The 20742-nt window shown below is 66.4% G+C and carries 16 protein-coding genes; 6 read left to right on the top strand and 10 right to left on the bottom strand.

Going from position 1 to position 20742, the window contains the following annotated elements; translation table 11 throughout:
* Nucleotides 1–47: 47 nt before the first annotated feature.
* From EPO41_RS29180 to EPO41_RS29170, 3 genes are read right to left on the bottom strand one after another with little or no spacing between them, the layout of a single operon-like run.
* Complete coding sequence (locus EPO41_RS29180; RefSeq protein ID WP_296333073.1) at nt 48–812, bottom strand: iron-containing redox enzyme family protein; 765 nt, start codon at nt 810–812, stop codon at nt 48–50.
* Nucleotides 802–1506: a hypothetical protein gene (locus EPO41_RS29175; protein ID WP_296333072.1), complete on the bottom strand. Its 705-nt coding sequence runs from the start codon at nt 1504–1506 to the stop codon at nt 802–804. The genes EPO41_RS29180 and EPO41_RS29175 overlap by 11 nt, the downstream gene beginning before the upstream one ends.
* Nucleotides 1493–2878, bottom strand: a complete 1386-nt coding sequence (locus tag EPO41_RS29170) for an aminotransferase class I/II-fold pyridoxal phosphate-dependent enzyme (RefSeq protein WP_296333070.1) — start codon at nt 2876–2878, stop codon at nt 1493–1495. The genes EPO41_RS29175 and EPO41_RS29170 overlap by 14 nt, the downstream gene beginning before the upstream one ends.
* A 437-nt stretch (nt 2879–3315) precedes the next feature.
* On the opposite strand from EPO41_RS29170, the gene EPO41_RS29165 reads away from it, so the two are divergent.
* Nucleotides 3316–4407, top strand: coding sequence for a LuxR family transcriptional regulator (locus EPO41_RS29165; protein WP_296333066.1), 1092 nt, complete (start codon nt 3316–3318; stop codon nt 4405–4407).
* Here the strand turns inward: EPO41_RS29165 and EPO41_RS29160 are convergent.
* Nucleotides 4369–5946: a PLP-dependent aminotransferase family protein gene (locus tag EPO41_RS29160; protein WP_296333063.1), complete on the bottom strand. Its 1578-nt coding sequence runs from the start codon at nt 5944–5946 to the stop codon at nt 4369–4371. The two genes, EPO41_RS29165 and EPO41_RS29160, sit on opposite strands and share 39 nt — an antisense overlap.
* 105 nt (nt 5947–6051) lie before the next feature.
* On the opposite strand from EPO41_RS29160, the gene EPO41_RS29155 reads away from it, so the two are divergent.
* Nucleotides 6052–6792 (top strand): pyridoxamine 5'-phosphate oxidase family protein, encoded by a 741-nt coding sequence (locus EPO41_RS29155; RefSeq protein ID WP_296333061.1) that lies wholly within the window; start codon nt 6052–6054, stop codon nt 6790–6792.
* Here EPO41_RS29155 and EPO41_RS29150 read toward each other — a convergent pair.
* Nucleotides 6765–7724 (bottom strand): LysR substrate-binding domain-containing protein, encoded by a 960-nt coding sequence (locus EPO41_RS29150; RefSeq protein WP_296333059.1) that lies wholly within the window; start codon nt 7722–7724, stop codon nt 6765–6767. The genes EPO41_RS29155 and EPO41_RS29150 overlap by 28 nt on opposite strands.
* A 10-nt stretch (nt 7725–7734) precedes the next feature.
* On the opposite strand from EPO41_RS29150, the gene EPO41_RS29145 reads away from it, so the two are divergent.
* Entirely contained in the window at nt 7735–9135 is a 1401-nt protein-coding gene (locus EPO41_RS29145) for an MFS transporter (protein ID WP_296333057.1), read from the top strand.
* Nucleotides 9136–9163: 28 nt separating this feature from the next.
* On the opposite strand, the gene EPO41_RS29140 is transcribed toward EPO41_RS29145, so the two are convergent.
* The gene (locus tag EPO41_RS29140; RefSeq protein ID WP_296333054.1) at nt 9164–9754 is read right to left on the bottom strand and encodes a hypothetical protein; all 591 of its coding nucleotides are present in this window, start codon (nt 9752–9754) and stop codon (nt 9164–9166) included.
* An 87-nt stretch (nt 9755–9841) separates the two neighbouring features.
* Between EPO41_RS29140 and EPO41_RS29135 the strand changes: the two genes are divergently transcribed.
* Nucleotides 9842–10324, top strand: coding sequence for a hypothetical protein (locus tag EPO41_RS29135; protein WP_296333052.1), 483 nt, complete (start codon nt 9842–9844; stop codon nt 10322–10324).
* Nucleotides 10325–10347: 23 nt separating this feature from the next.
* Here EPO41_RS29135 and EPO41_RS29130 read toward each other — a convergent pair whose 3' ends face one another.
* Nucleotides 10348–11325: a tripartite tricarboxylate transporter substrate binding protein gene (locus tag EPO41_RS29130; protein ID WP_296333049.1), complete on the bottom strand. Its 978-nt coding sequence runs from the start codon at nt 11323–11325 to the stop codon at nt 10348–10350.
* Between the two features lie 176 nt (nt 11326–11501).
* Between EPO41_RS29130 and EPO41_RS29125 the strand changes: the two genes are divergently transcribed.
* Entirely contained in the window at nt 11502–11783 is a 282-nt protein-coding gene (locus EPO41_RS29125; RefSeq protein WP_296333046.1) for a type II toxin-antitoxin system ParD family antitoxin, read from the top strand.
* A gap of 187 nt (nt 11784–11970) precedes the next feature.
* On the opposite strand, the gene EPO41_RS29120 is transcribed toward EPO41_RS29125, so the two are convergent.
* Together EPO41_RS29120 and EPO41_RS29115 are read right to left on the bottom strand one after the other, a co-directional pair.
* Nucleotides 11971–12933, bottom strand: a complete 963-nt coding sequence (locus tag EPO41_RS29120; protein WP_296333045.1) for a ribonucleotide-diphosphate reductase subunit beta — start codon at nt 12931–12933, stop codon at nt 11971–11973.
* A gap of 104 nt (nt 12934–13037) precedes the next feature.
* The gene (locus tag EPO41_RS29115) at nt 13038–14903 is read right to left on the bottom strand and encodes a ribonucleoside-diphosphate reductase subunit alpha (RefSeq protein ID WP_296333043.1); all 1866 of its coding nucleotides are present in this window, start codon (nt 14901–14903) and stop codon (nt 13038–13040) included.
* 450 nt (nt 14904–15353) lie between these two features.
* Here EPO41_RS29115 and EPO41_RS29110 point away from each other — a divergent pair, with 450 nt between their 5' ends.
* On the top strand, nt 15354–20177 hold the full coding sequence (locus tag EPO41_RS29110; RefSeq protein ID WP_296333040.1) for an NAD-glutamate dehydrogenase: 4824 nt from the start codon (nt 15354–15356) through the stop codon (nt 20175–20177).
* Here EPO41_RS29110 and EPO41_RS29105 read toward each other — a convergent pair.
* Nucleotides 20174–20737 (bottom strand): hypothetical protein, encoded by a 564-nt coding sequence (locus EPO41_RS29105; RefSeq protein ID WP_296333038.1) that lies wholly within the window; start codon nt 20735–20737, stop codon nt 20174–20176. The two genes, EPO41_RS29110 and EPO41_RS29105, sit on opposite strands and share 4 nt — an antisense overlap.
* Nucleotides 20738–20742 lie beyond the last annotated feature (5 nt).

Raw genomic sequence — 20742 nt, 5'->3', positions numbered from 1 at the left:
CAAAGTGCTCCCGTGATGACAGCCGAAGGCCAGCATTGGCGGCATTGTCACGCCGCCTGTGAGCCAAGTTCTTCCATCGAGAACGTCCGGATGCGTTCCTCCTCGCAATGATCGAGGTCGAGCGTGTCGCGATCGCAGATCGAGGAAAGGGTATGTGGCCGGATGGCCCACTCAGCCATCCGCAGGTAGAGGACCGTGCCTTTGCGTGCGCCCTCGTTCAGATCGGCGAAGTGCCCCGGCTCGAGGTGAGCCTCTTCAATAGCCGCCAGGATCTGCTGGCCGTGCGGCAACGCCTCGTGTTGGTGGAGGACCAGGAACTTGGTGTTGTCGCGTGTCAGGAAAGACCCCTGCAGCGCCTTCCTGACCCATTCCTTGGCGACGCCATCGGAGATGTTCTCCAGGATGGCGGCGGCACCCAACCGAACGAAAGGCCGCTCGACCACCACCTTGCTGAAGTAGGTGTGCCAGAGTTCGACGTCGAACGGCATAGGCAGGGGCCGAAGGCCGAGCTTCGCCAGGTCGTTGGCCGCCACCAGGTAGTGCAGTTCTTCCTCGTTGGCGAAGCTGCAGAGGAAGTCGCGCAGGCCGCGCCGTCGGGCGAGGTCGCCATGCGCGGCGATGGCGAGGAAGTAGCGCTGCACGTCCTTGGTGAGATGATACTGGAACGACAGGTATCGGATGTACTGATCGACCGTCGTCGGATGTTCCAGCAGATACGACTTCAGGAGTTCGGCGAACCGCTCCTGGGCTTCGCCGATGCAGGAAAGGAGATTCCGCAGACCATCACTCTCCCTCAGATCACTATCGAGCACAGATGACCTCCCGCTCTCGCACCGGCTGTGACTTCGTATCGAGAATCAGCACCTGCAAGCGACCCGCAGCCGGATCGTCTGCCCAGATTCCGGTCTCGAGGAACTCGAGCTTGCGGAAGAACGGCACGAGTCTCTCCGCGGTCTGCATGATGCAGTAGCGCCAGCCGGCGTTGACCGCCTGCCATCGCACGAACCGGACAAGATCGACCGCGTGCCGGCCGCTGTGTCGCGGCGCGCGGACCAAGCGTGTACAAGTGAGCGTTCTTTCGACCGGGACGTCGAACCGGGCCGCGGTGCGCAAGAACAGCTCTGCATGCCGATTGCACGGGTCCGATACAGCGCCGATCCGCATCGCGCAGGAGATGCCCCTGGAGTCGGTGGCGTAAATGTTGACTGCGCTGAAATCGCCGGGTTCGATCAGGCAATTGGGGTCGAGGACCATCGAGGCATAGGGCTTGCCCTGACCCTCCACATACTGGCGGTGGCGGAGCCTCCCGATCTGGCGCAGTACGCCATAGTCGCGGACCACGCGGATGTGCGGGAAACGCTCGACGTTCTCCAACAAGACTGCACCCAGCGGCAAAGGGGGGCGGCTCTGGTCAACGGCAATTGCCAAGTCGGTGTCGCGCGGGTCTTCGATCGGCCGGGGCAAGTGGTCGGAAGTTCGGCGCAGGGCGAGATCAGGAAGCGACATGCAACGAACCCTCCTCAGCCGCGGTCTGAGTGGAGAGCCCGCTTTCCGGACGCAACCACGCAATGCTGGCGAGGTGCATGCCCGCTCGTGCTCTGGCCGCGATGGCGACATCGATCATCCGGCCGATCTGCACGTCGCTATGATCTGCCATCACCTGCAGTCGCCACCGGCAGGCATTCATCGGCACAGCCGGATGCTCCGCCATGTTCACGAGCGCGCCGCCTTCGAGCGCATATCGCGTCGCCAGCCGAGAGATGGCGCTATCGCCGAGAATAGCCGGCACGATGGGGCTGGGTTCACCTAGGATTTTGAAGCCCGCGCCCTCCAGTCCTGCACGAAGCCTAAGCGCATTCCGATGCAGGCGCTCCCGTCTTCCACAGCCTTCCTCGGACTGCACAATGTCCAGCGCCTTGAGGACGATCGCGCACTGCACCGGCGAGAGAGCATTGGAAAAGGTCAGCGGCCCGCACGAAGAGCGCAACGCGAGCTTCAGCGCCGGATGATTGCTGGCGACATAGCCGCCATTCGAGGCAAAGGTCTTGGAGAAGCTGCCCATCAGGACATCGATCTGGCCGACGAGGCCCTGCCGCTCGATCACGCCACGTCCCGTTGGACCCAAGGCACCGAGATCGTGGGCGGCGTCGACAAGCAGGGTGGCGTTCCAGCGCCTGCAGACCTCGAGGAGGCCCACGAGGTCGGGCACGTCGCTATCCATCGAAAAGACGGTTTCAGTGACGACGAGAATTCCGGCCTCCGGCCTGTCGCGCCTGATGTGTTCGAGTCGCCGCGCCACGCCGGCGTTGGACAAATGCGGCACGCTGAAGACGTTCCTGGTCGCGTTGCGCGCCCCTTCCTGCAGCGAGGCATGGGCAAGCATGTCGATGACGATGTAATCGTGGGGCTGGACCAGCGTTTTGATAATTCCGTAACCGGCTGCCCATCCCGTGGCGAAGACCGTGCTGTCACGGTAACCAAGGAACGCCGCCAGCCGCCCTTCGAGTTCGGCCGACAGCGCGGTGTTGCCCATGAGCGCAGGCGAACCGGCGCTGTGGACTCCGAATCTCTCGATGGCCGTATTCGCGGCAGCGACGATGCCGGGGTGGCTCGACAGGGAAAGATAGTCCTGCGAGGCGAAGTTGACCCCACTATGTATCTTGCCGGCCCTCGTGCGCATCTCGCCCGCCGGACCGATGCGGCCCAGCGTCGTCTTGCAATACGGATCGACCGAAGCGGCGGCTCGTTCGTCGAACCACCGCTGATGCCGGTTCCAACGATCGAGCAGATCCAACCCGCTGGGATCGTATTGCTCACCAACCGACGAGATAAGCGCGCCGGTGGCAGGGTATTGTTCCTCGCTGATATTCGCCATCATATGCCTCGCGTCTGTACGCGTGAGCGCGCGAAAGTCATCTGACCGATACACGCAGCCCTCATAGTTCTAATCCCTCAAATTGGGGATGACTGGCACTTCGCTGGGATCTGGAGAGGGCGGATTGCAACCTCGGTCAGCTCCCAACTCAACCGCGCTACAATCTTTCCGTTCGGTGGCTTACGCTCGCGCATTGACCGACTCTTCCCGACCAGGTCAGAGCAGAGTCCGTCGCGCCTTCTGCATGTTGTTAAACCTCCTCTGGTTGCGTAGCGTGAGGCGATCCATCGGGACGTTGTGTCCCGCAGACCGAACCGGATGCCCTAATGCTCAGACGGCAAAACGGCGTGATCCGAGCTGGACCGCGCGACAACACACACTGCCGCCCGGTTGGCGGACTTATGTATCACCCTGTGAATAGCTGATTGAAGGTTCGTTGCATGATCGACCGGGAGTTGTTGGTTCAGCAGATTTACGAGGCGGCCGTCTTCCCTGAGCAATGGCCCTGCGTGCTGGAAAGGCTGGGCGAGGCCGCCAGTTCTCCAGGTGTCGTACTCCTGACACGACGATCGGATGCCTGGACCGGATCTTGCATCGCGAAGCCTTTGGAAGCGGCTTTTGCGACCTACCTGACGTCTGATATTCCCGCGCAATCAGACACGACCCGGCGACTGCTGGCGGCGGACCATGCTGGCTTCCTTACCGATGACGATTTGTTCACGCCTGCGGAATGGGCGCGAGAGCCAGCGAGACGGGACTGGGGGATCGAGCACGGGTGGAACCATTGCGCGGCAACCGCCATCTCCGTACCGACCGGCGACTTTCTTATCTTCCATGCCCAGCGGTTGGAACATGCTCCCTCGTTTAACGCCGCTGACGTTGCGACCCTCGACTCCTATCGCCCGCATCTCGCGCGCGCAGGTCTGCTGGCTGCGCGTTTGCGTTTACAACGATTGCGTGCGGCGACAGAGGCGCTGGCGATGATCGGCTTGCCTGCTGCGGTGCTTGATCGAGACGGCCGCGCGCTGGCGGCAAACGAACTTGTTCAGCAAATGACCGATCACGTGCGCTGGCTGCCACGCGATAGACTAGCCTTGCGAGATCCGATCGCCAGTGAGCTCCTGCAGCGGGGGTTGGCGAACCTGTTCAAGCCTACCGGCTCCAGTCCCAATTCCTTTGCCGCCAGGTCAGCAACCGGCGATGCTACCGTAGTGCATCTTATTCCTACGTCTGGCCAAGCGCGTGAACTCTTCGATGGTGGACTGGCACTTCTAATCCTAACACCGGTAATGGCACCCGACGCACCGGAGGCTGCTCTGATTCGAGGTCTTTTCGATTTGACAGCCGGTGAAGCGCGTGTGGCGCGGGATCTAACGCGGGGACTGTCGGTGGCCCAGATTGCCGATGCGGGTGGTGTCACCCAGGCAACCGTCCGAAGTCAGGTCAAGGCCTTGCTGGCCAAGACAGGAACAAGTCGCCAAGCCGAAGTGACGTCACTGCTCGCGGGATTGCCCAAGTTTCGTTTGCAATAACGGGGACCGGCTTTCGCGGCTGGGCGTGACGGCGGTCAGCACTACGTCACGCAACTTCACCAACGCGCGCTCGATCTCTGCCTCGGGCGTTCCGGCATAGCCGAGGATGAGGCCGTGCCGCCGCGCGCGGCCGGCATAGCAGACGGAAAGCGGCTGGACGGTCAGGCCCGCCTCCGCCGCCGCGGCCGTCACCGCAACGTCGTCGAAGCGCGGCGCGAGTTTCGCCACGGGGCTGGCGATCACATGCATGCCGCCCGGATCGGGCGCGATGGTGAGAAGCCCATCGAGATGACGCGCCGCTTCCCGCAGCAGGGTTTCGCGGCGGCCGGCATAGAGCTGCCGCGTGCGGCGCAGATGCGTGGCGAAATGGCCCTCTGCGATGAAGCGCGCCAGCGCGCCCTGGCCCAGCAGCGGGGCGCGGACCGAGACGCGGTCCATGATGCGCTCGGTGGCCTCGACCAGCGAGGCCGGCAGCACGAGGAAGCTCAGCCGCAGCGCCGGGAAGAGCAGCTTGGAGAAGCTGCTGAAGTAGGCGACGCGGCCTGAGCGATCGAGGGTGCGCAACGGCGGCAGCGGCCGGCCGCTGTAGCGATACTCGCCGTCGAAATCGTCTTCGGCGATCCATCCCCTCGTGCACTCGGCCCAGCTCAGCAGCTCGAGACGGCGCTGCAGGCCGAGCACGGTGCCGAGAGGGAAGTGATGCGCCGGCGCCACGACCGCCAGCCGCGCATCGGGAGCAAGGGCGAGCGCAGCCTCGGGTGAGAAGCCCGACTCGTCGATGTCGACCGGCACGGCGTCGATGCCCGAAGTCGCCAGCGCCTCGCGCACGCCCACGAAGCCCGGCTCCTCGATCCAGGCTTGGTCACCGGCATCGAGCACGACCTCGGCGAACAGCGAGAGGCCGTGGCGGATGCCCGCGGTGACGACGACCGAACCGGGATCGCAGGTGAAGCCGCGCGCCACGCCTAGATAGGTGGCGATCGCCTCACGCAGGCCGGCATGGCCGAACGGATGGGCGGCGCTCGCCGCCTCGATGCCGGGCCGCCGCCATTCGCGCTCCAGCAGCTTCGCCCACAGCGCGAAGGGGAAGGCTTCGCGGTCGGGCTGCCCGGTGGGAAAGGCCAGAGGAGGTCCGGCGGGAACGGGCGGCGAGGCTTCGGCCAGCAACGCCCGCGTCCGCCGCGCGACAGCCGGTTTGGCGACGGCGCTTCTCTGAAGCGGCGAGCCCGTCCGCGGCACGGTCAGCATCTCGTCGGGCAGGTTCGCCGCAACCGACATGGCCGAGCCGGCCTGGCTCACGACATAGCCCTCGGCGACGAGCTGGTCGAAGGCCAGAACGACCGTGCCGCGCGCACAGTCGAGATCCTGCGCCAACACACGCGACGAGGGCAGGCGCGTGCCGGGCTTCAGCCGCCCGTCGAGGATGGCGCGCCGCATCTGCTCGCCGATCTGCCGGTGCAGCGGCTCGGACGAGGAAGGGTCGAGCGCGAGGCCGAGCGGCGGGGCGCGCCGGGAACGGGATGTCGAGCGGGATTTCAACTGGTCCAGTCTCTTTCCGCCAAACTGGCTCTTTCACCTGATCCGTATCCCGACGATGGTCGGGCCGCAAGCAACCCCCCTTTCCGGTGCGCCAAAGGTCACGTCATGAGCCCTCCCGATTCGGTCACTCCTCCGTCCGACAGCTATCCCGTCACCAACGTCAACAAGGTGAAGCGCGTCCACGAGCGCGGCCGCTACGACAAGGAAACCATCCACGCGATCCTGGACGCCGCCCTGGTCTGCCACATCGCCTACGTGATTGACGGCCGCCCCTATTGCACGCCGACCTCCTTCTGGCGCGAGGGCAGCCACCTCTACTGGCACGGCTCGTCCGCGAGCCGCATGATCCGCAGCCAGAAGGAAGGCGTCGACGTCTGCCTCACCGTCACCCACCTCGATTCGCTGGTGATGGCGCGCTCGGGCTTCCACCATTCGGTGAACTATCGCGCCGTGATGGCCTTCGGTAAGGCGCATGTGATCGACGATCCGGAAGAGAAGCTGAAGCTGATGGACCGCTTCATTGACCGGATTTATCCCGGCCGCTCGAAGCTCATCCGCCAGCCGAACAAGCAGGAGTTCAAGGCCACGACCATGATCGGCATGGAGATCGAGATGGCCTCGGGCAAGATCCGCGACAAGCACGTCGCGGACGAGGAAGAGGATTACGAGGGCGTTCCCGCCTGGTCGGCGCTGTATCCGGTCACCCAGGTGATCGGCGAGCCGTCGGACTGCGCGCGCCAGCTTCCGGGCCTGACGCGTCCCGACGAGATGTCCGACTTCGTGCCCGGCGCACGCCTCGACGAGGTGATGAGCAAGACCTACAAGCGGACCTTCGGCGAAGGCTGAGCGACGCGGCGGCCGGTGGTCTTCTCGGCCTCCGCGACCGCCCACTTCACGAACTTGCGTACGCGCTCGTCGCCCGTCAGGGCGGCGGGCCATCGGACGACATGGGCCTTGCTCGATGGCATGTCCCAGGACGAGGGCAGTACGCGCACCAGCCGGCCGTCCTTCAGCGCATCGTGCACCAGCAGCGAGCGCGCCATGACAACGCCCGCGCCCTGCAACGCCGCCGAGATCGCGGTGTGGATGTTGGCGAAGCGTAACGCCGCCGTCGGTGGCTTGCCGGCGATGCCCAGCCGCTCGAACCAGACGGGCCACGACCATTCCGCCCCCTGGCCGCGACCGGGCGTTCCCTTGTGCAGCAGCGGCAGCGTCGCCAATGCCCTGGGATCGCGCAGCGTCCTGCCGCCCGGTAGCAATCCGGGAACGCACACCGGGAAGACCTGCTCCTGGAACAGAAGTCGCTGAGTCGAGGAGGATCGTGCCGTCGCGGTGGGCTGCCACAGGATATGGACGTCGATGTCCGGCGCGCGCAGCTCGGCCTCGCTCTCCACGATGGTGAGTTCGACTTCCAGGCCGGCATTCGCGGCGGCAAAAGCCGGCAGCCGTCGCACCAGCCAGTAGTCGGCGAGTGCGGCGCCGACACCCACCCTGAGCCCGGACGGCATGGCCACCGCACGACAGCGCGCACGCAAATCCGAGAGACCGTCGAGCAGATCGGCAAGGCCGGTCGCCAGCGCCGTACCGGCCGGTGTCGCACTGAGGCCGGTGCTGGAGCGATTGAACAAGGGCGCGCCGACATAGGCTTCGAGCCGGCGCAGCCGGTGGCTGACCGCGCTCTGGGTCATGCCGAGCTCGGCCGCCGCCCGCGTCATGCTGCGATGGCGGAGCGCGGTGTCGAAGGCGACCAGGGCGTCGAAGGGCGGGAGGGAGCGCATTTTTGGCATCATGAACCATATTCATGTCGAAGTGAATGCTTGGCGCTCGGGCCTGCGCGCGCGAGGCGTCATCACTGCCGTCATGAAAAGCTTCCGGCGCACGCCCGCTCTGGCCCTCTCATTCGCGGGCTTCCTCACCCAGCTCGACGTCACCGCCGTCGTGGTCGCCCTGCCGACCATCGGCGACGATCTCGGCTTCGGCCTCGCGGCCTATGCCTGGACGATGGATGCCTACAGCCTGGCCTTCACCGCCACCTTGCTCGCCTCCGGCGCGCTGGCCGACCGGCACGGGCGACGACGCGCGCTGCTGGCCGGCAATATGCTGTTCGCCGTGGCCTCGCTCGCCTGCGGGGTGGCGTGGGACGGCCCGAGCCTATGGGCCGCGCGCGTCGCACAGGGGCTCGGCGCCGCGTTCGTGATCACCGGCTCGATCGCACTGACCGCCAGCGCCTATCCCGATCCGGCCGACCGCGCGCGCGCCTTCGGCCTTGCCGGCATCGTCTCGGGCGCGGCGATGGCGCTCGGCCCGACCCTGGGCGGCGCGGTCGCCGCCTGGTTCGGCTGGCGCTGGATCTTCCTCGCCAACCTTCCGTTCTGCCTGCTGGCCGCGTGGATCGTGCCGCGGCTCGTCGCGGAGGAGCGCGCCAACGATGCAAGGCCGCTCGATCTCGTGGGCATCGCCCTGCTCACCCTGGCGCTCGGCATCGCCATCGAGACACTGCTGGCCGGCCGCACGGCGACGCATGTCGCCCTGGGCTCCGGGGCAAGCCTGGCCTGCGCCACTATGTTCGTCGTGCAGCAAAGGCGTCGGCCGCAGCCGGTCCTTGACCCCGCGCTGCTGACGCAGCCCGCGATGATCGCCGTGGCCCTGCTCCTGATCACCGTGTCGATCGGCTATTGGGCGGTGCTGGTCTACCTGCCGTTGTTCCTGACGACGGCCTTCGGCCTTTCCACGGCGCAGGCCGGCGTCGCGATCCTCGCCGCGACATTGCCGATGGTCTTCCTGCCGCCTCTCGCCGGCCGCCTGGCCACGCGCTGGGGATGGCGTGCCCTGTTCACCTGCGGCCTCGTGGTGATCGCCGCGGGCGACCTCGCCCTGGCGTTGAAGCCGACCTGGGCGATGGCGCTCCTCGGCATGATCGTGATCGCGACAGGCACGGCGCTCGTGCAGTCCCAGCTTTCGGGTGCGGTCGTGACCCTGGCGCCGCCGGCGCAGGCCGGCATGGCCTCGGCGCTCACCATCGTCATGCGCCAGGGCGGCTTCGCGCTCGGGATCGCGGCTTTGGGCGCGACTCTCGGCCAGGAGCCGTCGATGACCGGCTACGCAACGATGTTTGGCGTGGCGGCCTCGTCGGCGTTCTTCGGCGCGGGGTCGGCTTTCCTCCTCCTGTCGCCAAGGATCCGGAGGTGACGCCGCATGACCCTGGTCTGCGGACCAATCAGCGTGGCGCGGGAAGGCCGGTCTGTGCCGTCAGGTCGGCCTGCAGACCGGCGATCGCGTCCATCAGCGCCTTGTCGACCGCCGCGGTGACCGCGGGCATCGTGCTGATGCAGGCGAGGCCCAGCTGGGCGCGCTCCGAAGCCTCCTTCGCGACGGTCACGCTGACCACCTGACTGGCGCGGGTGGTACCGCCTGCCGTCAGGCCAACCTTCGCTTCCGCCTCGCAGTAGCTCAGGAGGGCAGCGAGACCCGAACTGTGGCACCGCATGCGCAGCGACATCGGCTGGACATCGACGGCTATCCCGTTCGGAAAGGCCGGCGCATAGCCTGCGAGCCCCTTGATGAGCGCCACCTGCGCGAACGCCTGCCGATCGGTTTCATAACTTGCGGTGCGGCATTGATCCGTCAGGACGAGAGCCGTCTGGCGAAGATTCGAAAGGCCGGAAATCCGTACGCCTTCCGCTCCCTGCACCGACGACAACACCATCGGAGGCGGGTTCGAAGACGAGGCGTCGGAAACCGTGCAGCCTGCCAACAGTCCGATCGCGACCAGCGAAACAATTGGAACATTCGCGATCGACTGCATCATTGCGCCACCTCTACGCCCCACGGTAGAAACTTTTCTACTGAGACAAACTTGGATTGTCCAAGAGTAGAATTCAGATTGGGGGATTTCTTGTTCACGCGGATCCTGGCGGCTTCGGCCGCCGTTCTCATGCTTGCGGCCTGCGCCCAACCGGTCAAACCCATCCAGGCATGGGCACCCGCGACGGCTGCACAGGCTTCGATCGGCAGCGTCACCGTCACGAGTCGCGCCGGCAATGTTCCCGAGGAAAATCTCCAGGCACTGAAGACGGCCCTTGAGTTGAAGACGAGCCAGTGCGCGACCGGACCGACCCGGTACGAAATGCAGGTCCGCGTCGACAACTTCAAACTCGCGAACAGCGGCATGGTGATGCTGCTCGGTGACAACCACGAGGTTGCCGGCGAGGTGAAGCTGGTCAATCCCGCCGACAACAGCGTTGCCTCGGAGTATTACGTCCAGGAGATAACGTCCGGCGGGGGACTCATCGGGCTCGCCAAGCTCTCGGGCGGCGCCCGCGCGATATCGACCGATTTCGCGACCTCGGTCTGCGAAAAGGTCTTCTTCAAGAAGTAGCGGAGGCAACCATCGGCGTCGGGTTACTCGGCCTTGATGCCCGCGGCCTGGATCACCTTCGCCCACTTCACGGTCGCATCGCCAAGGACCTTCCCGAACTCGGCGGGTGTGCCGCCCATCACCGTGCCGCCCAGCTCGACGATGCGGGTCTTGACCTTGTCGCTGGCGAGGCCGGCGTTCAGTTCCTTGTTCAGCAGGGTGACGATCTCGACCGGCGTGCCCTTGGGCACGCCGATGCCCGCGAAACCGCTTGCCTCGTAGCCCGGCACGAACTCCGCCACCGTCGGCACGTCCGGCAGCACGTCGAGACGGCTCGTGGTCGTCACCGCCAGCGCGCGCAGCTTCCCGGCCTTGACCTGCTGGATCGACTCCGACAGCGGCGCGAAGATGACCTGCACGTGGCCGCTGATCAGATCGGCGACCGCCGGCGCGCCGCCCTTGTACGGGACATGCACCAGGTTCACGCCGGTCATCATCTTGAAGAGTTCGCAGGCGATGTTCTGCGGCGTGCCCTGGCCGGCCGACCCGTAGTTGATCTTGCCCGGGTTGGCCTTGGCGTAGGCGATCAACTCGGGCAGCGTGTTGGCCGGAACCGACGGGTTCACCACGACGACGTAAGCCAGTCGCGCGGAATAGATGACCGGCGCGATGTCGCGCATGAAGTCGAAGCCGAGATTGGAATAGAGCGCGGCGTTGATCGCATTCGGCGTCACGACCTGCAGCAGCGTGTAGCCGTCGGGCGCGGCCTTGGCGACCGTCTCGGTGCCGATGTTGCCGCTGGCGCCGGGCTTGTTCTCGACGATGAACTGCTGGCCGAGCCGCTCGGTCAGCCATTCCGCCATCAGGCGCCCCTGGATGTCGGTCGCGCCGCCGGCGGGAAAGCCGACGACGATTCGCGCGGTTCGCGACGGATAGGCCTGTGCCTGCGCCAGGCCGGGCACGAACGGCAATGCGGCGGCACCCACGGCGAGGTGCGCCAACGAACGACGACGAATTTTCATGATTGTTGCCTCCACGGTTTCAGTACGACGCGCGTACGCAACGCAACCAAGGACGCTGACCGGAGGAAGCCTACATCGACCCTATGGGGAGGCGGAAGGGAGCAATGCCCTCAGCAAGTTGACGCTCCTGACAGCATTTGGAAGGGTGGTGTGATCAAGTCATACCGGAGGTGAAGGTGGGCAGGGTTTCGAAGCGTACGTTCAGCCTTCCGATCGAGCAGGCGGCCTATATCGACTCGAAGGTCGAGTCGGGAGCCTATGCCTCCAGCTCCGAAGTCATCCGGGCCGGTCTCCGCGCGCTGCAGGAGCGCGACGCCGCCGTCGAACGATGGCTACGGGATGAAGTCGTTCCCGTCTATGACGCGATGAAGGCCAATCCCGAACGCAGGATTTCCGCCAAATCGATCCTTTCCGAAGCGCGCACACGCTACGGCACAAAGCGCAAAGCGCGCCGTTGAGCCCTGCGCCGTCCGACGGGGATCAATCTCTTCCCCTTTGCGGAGTCCGCAAAGGGGAAGTGCCCTCGTCTTACGAGGGCGATGGGGTCATGCCCCCTCCGTCGCATCAGCGGCTTGGTTACAAGCCGCGGACGCGACACCTCCCCATTTGAATGGGGAGGCAGGCAATGCGACTTGTTGGAAGGCTCTAGGAGAACGCCTCTTCCCAGGTGCCGCGTGTCGACGCCTTGGAGTATTCGGTCGAACGGTTCTCGAAGAAGTTGGTGTGCTCGATGGCGTTCAGCATCTGGTCCATCCAGGGCAGCGGGTTCTTGGCGTCCGCGCGGTAGATGGGCTGCAGGCTGAGCTGGGTCAGGCGGCGGTCGGCGATGTAGCGGATGTAGCGCTTCACGTCGACGGCGGTCATGCCCTCGATGCCGCCCTGCTCGAAGGCGAGATCGATGAACGCGTCCTCATGGTCGACGATGGTCGAGCAGGCGACGTAGATCTCGCGCTGCAGCTCCTCGGTCCAGACTTCCGGGTTCTCCTGGATGAAGGTGCGGAACAGCTTGACGATCGAGTTGCAGTGCAGCGTCTCGTCGCGCACCGACCAGGTCACGATCTGGCCCATGCCCTTCATCTTGTTGAAGCGCGGGAAGTTCATCAGCATCGCGAAGCTGGCGAACAGCTGCAGGCCCTCGGTGAAGGCACCGAACACGGCCAGCGTCTTGGCGATGTCGGCCTTCGAATCGACGTTGAAGCCCTGCATGTAGTCGTACTTGTCCTTCATCTCCTTGACGGTGAGGAAGACGGAGTACTCGGTCTCGGGCATGCCGATCGTGTCGAGCAGGTGGCTGTAGGCGGCGACATGCACCGTCTCCATCGCCGAGAAGGCGGCCAGCATCATCTGCACTTCGGTCGGCTTGAAGACGCGGCTGTAGTGCCGCATGTAGCAGTTGTTCACCTCGACATCGGCCTGGGTGAAGAAGCGGAAGATCTGCGTCAGCAGGTGACGCTCGCTGTCGCTCAACTTGTTGCGCCAGTCCTTCACGTCGTCGGCCAGCGGCACTTCCTCGGGCAGCCAGTGGATGCGCTGCTGCGTCAGCCAGGCGTCGTAGGCCCAGGGATAGTGGAACGGCTTGTAGATCGGCTTGGCGTCGAGGAGTGACATGGCGCGCGTGTCCAATATGTCGGGCGAATGAATGGGTCGCTTGAAAAATTAAATCCCCTGCCGTGCCTCCGGAACCCCGGCGGCGCGACAGGGGACGACGCTAGTTACTGGCAGCTAAGACATTCTTCGTAGTCATTGCTCTGCGCCGGCGGCGTTCCGGGAAACAGAGGAGAGGGAGCATCGGTCTTTGGCGCCGTAAGGGCATGGTCGCCGAGCGGTGCGGCGAGGGCTTCGCCTGCGACGCTCTCGGCGCGCTGGATGGAGAGCGAGCGGCAGTAGTAGAGGCTCTTCACGCCGCGCTTCCAGGCCATCATGTGGATCTGGTGCAGGTCGCGCTTGTGCACGTCGGCCGGCAGGAAGATGTTCAGCGACTGGCTCTGGCAGATATAGGGCGTGCGGTCGGCCGCGTGCTCGACCAGCCAGCGCTGGTCGATCTCGAACGCGGTCTTGAACACCGCCTTCTCGTGATCGTCGAGGCAGTCGAGATTCCGCACCGAGCCCTGGTCGGTCATGATCGCCGTCCAGGTGTCCTCGTCGTTCCGGCCCTTCTGCGCCAGGACCTTCTCGAGATACGGGTTGCGCACCACGAAGGAGCCCGAGAGGGTCTTGTGGTTGTAGACGTTGGCCGCCGACGGCTCGATGCCTGGCGAGGCGCCGCCGCAGATGATCGAGATCGACGCGGTCGGCGCGATCGCCAGCTTGTTGGAGAAGCGGTCCTGGAAGCCGAAGTCGGCGGCATCCGGGCAGGCCCCGCGCTCCTTGCCGAGCGTCAGGGACGCCTCGTCGCACTGGGCGCGGATGTGCTTGAACATCTTTTTGTTCCACACCTTGGCCATCACGGATTCCAGCGGAATGCCGTTGGCCTGCAGGAAGGAATGGAAGCCCATCACGCCCAAGCCCACCGAGCGCTCGCGCATCGCGGCATAGGTGGCACGCGCGAAGTCGGAGCCCGCGGTGTCGATGAAGCCCTGCAGCACGTTGTCGAGGAAGCGCATCACGTCCTCGATGAAGTGCGGATGCTCGTGCCACTCGAGGTAGGTTTCGAGGTTGAGGGACGACAGGCAGCAGACGGCGGTGCGCTGCTTGCCGTGATGGTCGATGCCGGTCGGCAGCGTGATCTCGCTGCACAGGTTCGAGGTCTTGACCTCGAGGCCCGCGAGCTTGTGATGCTCTGGCCGCGCGTTGTTCACATGGTCGACGAACACCAGGTACGGTTCGCCGGTCTCGACGCGGGCGGTCAGGATGCGGATCCACAGGGCGCGGGCCGAGACGGTGCGCTGCACGGCGCCGTCCTTCGGGCTGACCAGCGCCCACTCCTCGTCGTTCTCCACCGCGCGCATGAACGCGTCGGAGATCAGGAGGCCATGGTGCAGGTTCAGCGCCTTGCGGTTGGGATCGCCGCCGGTCGGACGGCGGATCTCGATGAACTCCTCGATCTCGGGATGGTTCACCGGCAGGTAGACGGCGGCCGAGCCGCGGCGCAGCGACCCCTGGCTGATCGCGAGCGTGAGCGAGTCCATGACGCGGATGAACGGCACCACGCCCGAGGTCTTGCCGTTCATGCCGACCTTTTCGCCGATCGAACGGAGATTGCCCCAGTAGGAGCCGATGCCGCCGCCGCGGGCCGCAAGCCACACGTTCTCGTTCCACAGCCCGACGATGCCCTCGAGGCTGTCATTCGCCTCGTTGAGGAAGCACGAGATCGGCAGGCCGCGGCTGGTCCCCCCATTGCTGAGAACGGGTGTGGCCGGCATGAACCACAGATTGCTGATGTAGTCGTAGAGCCTCTGGGCATGGGCCTCGTCGTCGGCATAGGCCGATGCGACGCGCGCGAACATGTCCTGGTAGCTCTCGCCCGGCAGCAGGTACCGGTCGTTGAGGGTGGCTTTGCCAAAGATGGTCAGGCGGGAATCCCGGGTGGAATCGGTCACAACCCGCGCACCGCTTCGAACTTGAACGACATCAAACACTTGCGGTCCCCTTTTTCTTTTTGTCCACAGATGTGGATAGAACACTCTGTGGAAGACGCCTACATCTTGGGAGCCGTTGGCCGCTCCCCACTATCCGTAGATAGTACGCGCCCTGCCGACCCTGTCATTGCGAAATTTATTCCCCGTTTGTGAATCTCAAGAATGGTTGGTTAAGCTCCTGAAAAGACGCGCAAAAAATCGCTTTGAAATTCTGTTTCCCGAGGGGTTTTCGACTCTTCGCAGGTGCAGCATGATATGAGAACAAAACGCGCTTTCCCGCGGATTCCGTGGGCCCCAGACAGAAACCGCAGCGAATCGGCTCGCCATCGCCGGGGCACCCTGCAAAACGCGAGATTCGATGGGCATTCGCGGCTTCGCCAAGAGTCCGTCGTCAGAATGTCACGGTCCGGCGTAACATCCGCCCCAGACTCCCGGAGGAATGCACAAAATATGGTCACCGCTTCGGTGCCGCGCGTCTACGGGCTGGACGCCATTTGCGCCGCCGCCCTGCAGGCCGGCGGAGAAGATTCGGCACAATTTGCGCGCAGGCTGTTCGGCCGCCTGTCCGACAAGGATCTCGCCGCCGCGCCCGCGGATCAGCGGGGCGCCGCCGCGCTCTCCCTGCTGTCCTTCGCCCGCCGCCGCCTGCCGGGCGTCGCCAAGGTCCGCATCTTCAATCCGTCCCTTGCCGACCACGGGTTCGAGAGCCGTCACACGATCGTGCAGATCGTCAACGACGACATGCCGTTTCTGGTCGATTCGATCGCCAACGAGTTCAATCGCCGCGAGATCGCCGTCCACCTGCTCGCCCATCCGGTGATGGCGGCGCGCCGCGACCTCGACGGCGACCTGGTGGGAATCGCGCTCGAGGCCGGCGAACGGGCGCGGCCCGAATCGATGATGCACATCGAGATCGACCGCCAGACCGATCCCGTGCTGCTCGACGAGATCGCGGCGGCACTGACGCGGGTGCTGGCCGAGGTGCGGCTGGCGGTCGACGACTGGCGGGCGATGCGCCGCGCCTGCCTCGATGCCATCGCCGACCTGGCGCCCGGCCGCGCACCGGGCCTGGCGGAGTACGAGGATTTCCTGCGCTGGCTCGAGGCCAACCATTTCACCTTCCTCGGCCATCGCCGCTATCGTTATGTCGAGGATGCGAGCCAGCCCGGCGGCCTGCGCTACGAGCTGGTGCCGGGATCGGCGCTGGGCATCCTGCGCCGCGACGAGGTCCGCCTGTTCGACGTCGGCGTGGGCAGCGGCGAGGCGATGGCGCGCTTCGCCCGCGGCCCGCACAACATCCTGATCGTCAAGACCGACCGGCCATCGCTGGTCCATCGCATCGGCGCGATGGACTGCGTGATCGTGAAGACCTGCGACTCCGACGGCAGGGTCACGGGCGAGCATCGCCTGGTCGGCCTGTTCACCTCCGCCGCCTATCACGCGGCGGTGCACGACGTGCCGCTGCTGCGCGGCCGGGTCGAGACGCTGCTGCGCCGCTCGGGCTTCGACCGCCACGGGCACGACGGCAAGGCACTGCTGGCGATCCTCGATTCCTATCCGCGCGACGAGCTGTTCCAGATCGACGAGGACACGCTCTACGACCACGTGCTGGGCATTCTGCAGTTGCAGGAGCGCCGCCGCGTGGCCCTGTTCTCGCGGCTCGACACGGTCGGCCGCTTTGCCACCGCCCTGGTGTTCGTGCCGCGCGAACGCTTCGATGCCGCTCTCTCCGATCGCTTCGCCGCGATCCTGGGCAAGGCCTGGAACGGCGAGGTGACGTCGGTCGCGACGTCGGTCGGCAGCGGTTCCGCGCTGGTTCAGTCGCTCTATACGCTGAAGCTCCACACGCCGGAGCAGGCCGGCCCCGATCTCGCCGCGCTCGAACGAGACCTCGTCGAAGCTGCGACGTCGTGGAATGACCGGCTGCGCGCGGCCCTGCAGGAGAAGCTCGGCGAAGCCGAGGGCCGCGCCGCCGCCCGGCGCTGGCGCGACTGGTTCCCGCCGGTCTATCGCGAGACCTTCGACGCGGCGCAGGCTCTCCGCGACATCGAGCAGTTGCAGGCCTTCGTGGACGGCGCCGGGTTCGGCGTACAGGTCGGCCGGCGGACCGGCATGCCCGCGCATCGCTTCGCGCTGCGCCTGTACCATCCGCGCAAGCCCGTCGCGCTCTCCGACATCCTGCCGCTCGCCGAGAATCTCGGCCTGCGCGTCATCAGCGAGGCACCCTTCCTCCTGCGCAAGGACGGCGGCGACGACCAGACGCATGGCGTGGCCATGCAGGTGCTGAGGGTCGAGACCGCGGACAGATCCCCGGTCGATCTTGCCGCCGCGGGTCCGCGCTTCATCGAGGCGCTCGAGAAGCTGCGCGCGGGTGAACTCGAGAATGACGGGCTGAACCGGCTGATCCTCGGCGCCGGCCTCGCCTGGCGCGAGGTCGCCATCGTGCGCGCCTACGCCAAGTACCTGCGACAGGCCGGCATCCCGTTCAGCCAGGAGTACATGGAGCGCGCGCTCTCGGCCTACCCGAAGGTCGCGCGCCTGCTGGTCGACCTGTTCGACGCGCGCTTTGATCCGGCGCTGGGCGAAGCGACGTCCGATCAACGCGCTGCCCGGATCGCAGCCATCGAGGCGGCGTTCGCTTCCTCCCTCGAAGCCGTCACGACACTCGACGAGGACCGCATCCTGCGGCGCTTCCACAATGCCGTGCTCTGCACCCTGCGCACCAACTACTGGCAGGCCGGCGGCACCAAGGACTGGATCTCCTTCAAGATCGACAGCCGGGCGATCGACGAGCTGCCGGCGCCGCGCCCCCTGGTCGAAATCTTCGTCTACAGCCCGCGCATGGAAGGCATCCACCTGCGCGGCGGCAAGGTCGCGCGCGGCGGCATCCGCTGGTCCGACCGGCGCGAGGATTTCCGCACCGAGATCCTCGGCCTGATGAAGACGCAGATGGTGAAGAACGCCGTCATCGTGCCCGTGGGCTCCAAGGGCGGCTTCTACGTGAAGCAGCCTCCCATCGGGGGCACGCGGGAGCAGGTCCAGGCTGAGGGCATCGCCTGCTACCAGACCCTGATCCGCGGCCTGCTCGACATCACGGACAATTATTCAGGTGGCGGTATCGTGCCGCCCGACGGTGTCGTGCGGCACGACGGCGACGATCCCTATCTCGTGGTCGCCGCCGACAAGGGGACCGCCACCTTCTCCGACATCGCCAATGCGCTGGCCCGCGACTACGGCTTCTGGCTCGACGACGCCTTCGCGTCGGGCGGCTCGGCGGGCTACGACCACAAGAAGATGGGCATCACCGCGCGCGGCGCGTGGGAGTCCGTGAAGCGTCACTTCCGCGAGCTCGGCCAGGACATCCAGGAGACGCCGTTCACGGTGGCCGGCGTCGGCGACATGTCGGGCGACGTGTTCGGCAACGGCATGCTGCTGTCGCCGCACATCAAGCTCGTGGCCGCCTTCGACCATCGCCACATCTTCATCGATCCCGCGCCCGATCCCGCGACCAGCCTGGCGGAGCGGCAACGGCTGTTCGCCCTGCCGCGCTCCTCGTGGATGGATTACGACAGGAGCCTGCTGTCGAGGGGCGGTGCGATCTTCGACCGCGCGGCCAAGTCGGTGGCGTTGTCGCCCGAGGCGCGCGCCGTGCTGGGCATCGACCAGCCGACCCTGGCACCGCTCGATCTCCTGCGCGCCATCCTGACGGCGCCGGTCGACCTGCTCTATTTCGGCGGCATCGGCACCTATGTGAAGGCCTCGGGCGAAACCAACGCTGATGCCGGCGACCGTGCCAACGACCCCGTCCGTGTCGATGCCGCGCAACTGCGTGCGCGGGTGATCGGCGAGGGCGCCAATCTCGGCTTCACGCAACGCGGCCGGGTCGAGGCGGCCATGGCCGGGCGCAAGATCAATACCGACGCGCTCGACAATTCGGCGGGCGTCGACACGTCGGACCACGAGGTCAACATCAAGATCGCGACCGGCGGCGCCATCGCCTCGGGTGCGCTTGCCGCCGACGAACGCGACGCGCTGCTCTTTTCCATGACCGAAGAGGTGGCGACCCTGGTGCTGCGCCACAACTATCAGCAGAGCCAGGCGGTCAGCGTCGCCGAGGGCCAGGCGGCCGAGGAGCACGACCGGCTGGAACGCTTCATGCGCGCGCTGGAGCGCAAGGGCCGGCTCGACCGCGCCGTCGAGTTCCTGCCCGATTCCGCCGCCATGCGCGTGCGCGCCCAGAACCGCCAGCCGCTGACGCGGCCCGAGCTTTCGGTGCTGCTGGCCTATGCCAAGATCGACCTCAACGAGGAGATCCTCGCCTCCGGCCTGCCCGACGATCCGCGCCTGGAAGAGGAACTGCTGCGTTACTTCCCGACGGCGCTGCGGGAGAAGTATCCGGCAGCCCTTCGGAGTCATCGCCTGCACCGCGAGATCACCGCGCTGGAGGTCGTGAGCTCGCTGGTCAATCGGTGTGGCCCGACCTTCGTGCACACGGTGGCGCAGCGCACCGGCGCCTCGGCCGCCGCCATCGCGCAGGCCTTCACGGTCGTGCGCGACGCCTGGAAGCTGCGCGACCTGTGGGCCGACGTCGAGGCGCTCGATCCCACGCTCAAGGCCGCCGCGCAGGTACGCATGCTGACCGCCTCGCAACGCTTCGTGCTGCGCGGCGTGCAATGGGTCCTGCGCCGCCTGCCGCAGCCGCTCGACACGACGGCGGCAACGGCCCAGCTCGGCCGCGCCGTCGATGAGCTGGGAGACCTGCCCGCGGATCTGGTGGGCGAAGCCGAAGGCGCGGCGCTGGGCGAACGTTCCGCCGCCCTCGAGGCGATGGGTGCGCCGGCCGATGTCGCGCGCCGCGCCGCCGCGCTCGAAACCTTGTCCGCTGCAGGCGACCTCGCCCTCGCGGCAGAGGCCAACGGATGCACGATCGGCAGCGCCGCGAGGCTCTATTTCCGGCTGGGCGAGCGGTTGTCGCTCGCATTGCTGGCCAATGCCGCGCTGAAACTGCCGCGCGAGGGGCTTTGGCCCTCGCAGGCGGCGCTCGCCCTGCAGGACGAGCTGGCCGCGCTACATGCCGACCTGCTGCGCTCGGCCCTGCGGGCGGGCGGCGGCAGCGACTGCGACCCCGACACGGCCCTCGCCGCGTGGAGCGAACCGCGCAAGCTCGCACTGGAGCGGGTGGACCGGCTCCTGAAGGAGGATCTCGCCGCCGCCGGTGCGATCGACCTCGCGATGCTGTCGGTCGCCACCGCCGAGCTGCGGACCCTCGTCTAGCGGCGCGGGGAAGCCAGCGGCCAGTCGGGGAGCGCGTAGAGCACCTCGACGAGCCGGCGCAGGTTGGCATTCACCGCGCGTTCGTTGGCGAGGACCAGCCGCGTGTTGTTGTCGATCGCGTCGTCCAGGGTCGCGGTGCCGGGCGTCGCGAGCGAGGCGTCGTAGATCACCGCGCCGGTGACCGTGTCGGTGAGCCGGTAGGCAACCACCGCCTCGACGGTCATGCCGTAGCCCGCGAAAGGCCTCTCGAGCTTCGCCAGCGTGGCGTCGAGCCGGAAGCGGCCGCCGGTGGCCTGGCCGAGACCGGCATTGGCGAGCGTGCTCACCAGCGCGGCCTGGAACTGGGCGTTGTCGATCCGGGCCGTCCAGAGCGGCGAGACACCAGGACCTCCGGCGACCGGCGCGGCGGTGATCGACTGGCGATAGGCCGGCGCCGGACCGGGCGCCAGCCCCGCGAGATCGGGCACCATCGCCGAGGGCTGCACGGGCGGCGGGGCACAGGCACCCAGCAGTGCCAGCGCGAGGAGGGAGGCGGCGAGGGCCCGACGGCGGGTGTGCATTTCGG

This window comes from Reyranella sp., from assembly GCF_004297265.1.
Classification (GTDB): domain Bacteria; phylum Pseudomonadota; class Alphaproteobacteria; order Reyranellales; family Reyranellaceae; genus Reyranella.
Note: the sequence above shows the minus strand (reverse complement) of the source record. Positions and strands in the feature narration are given on the sequence as shown.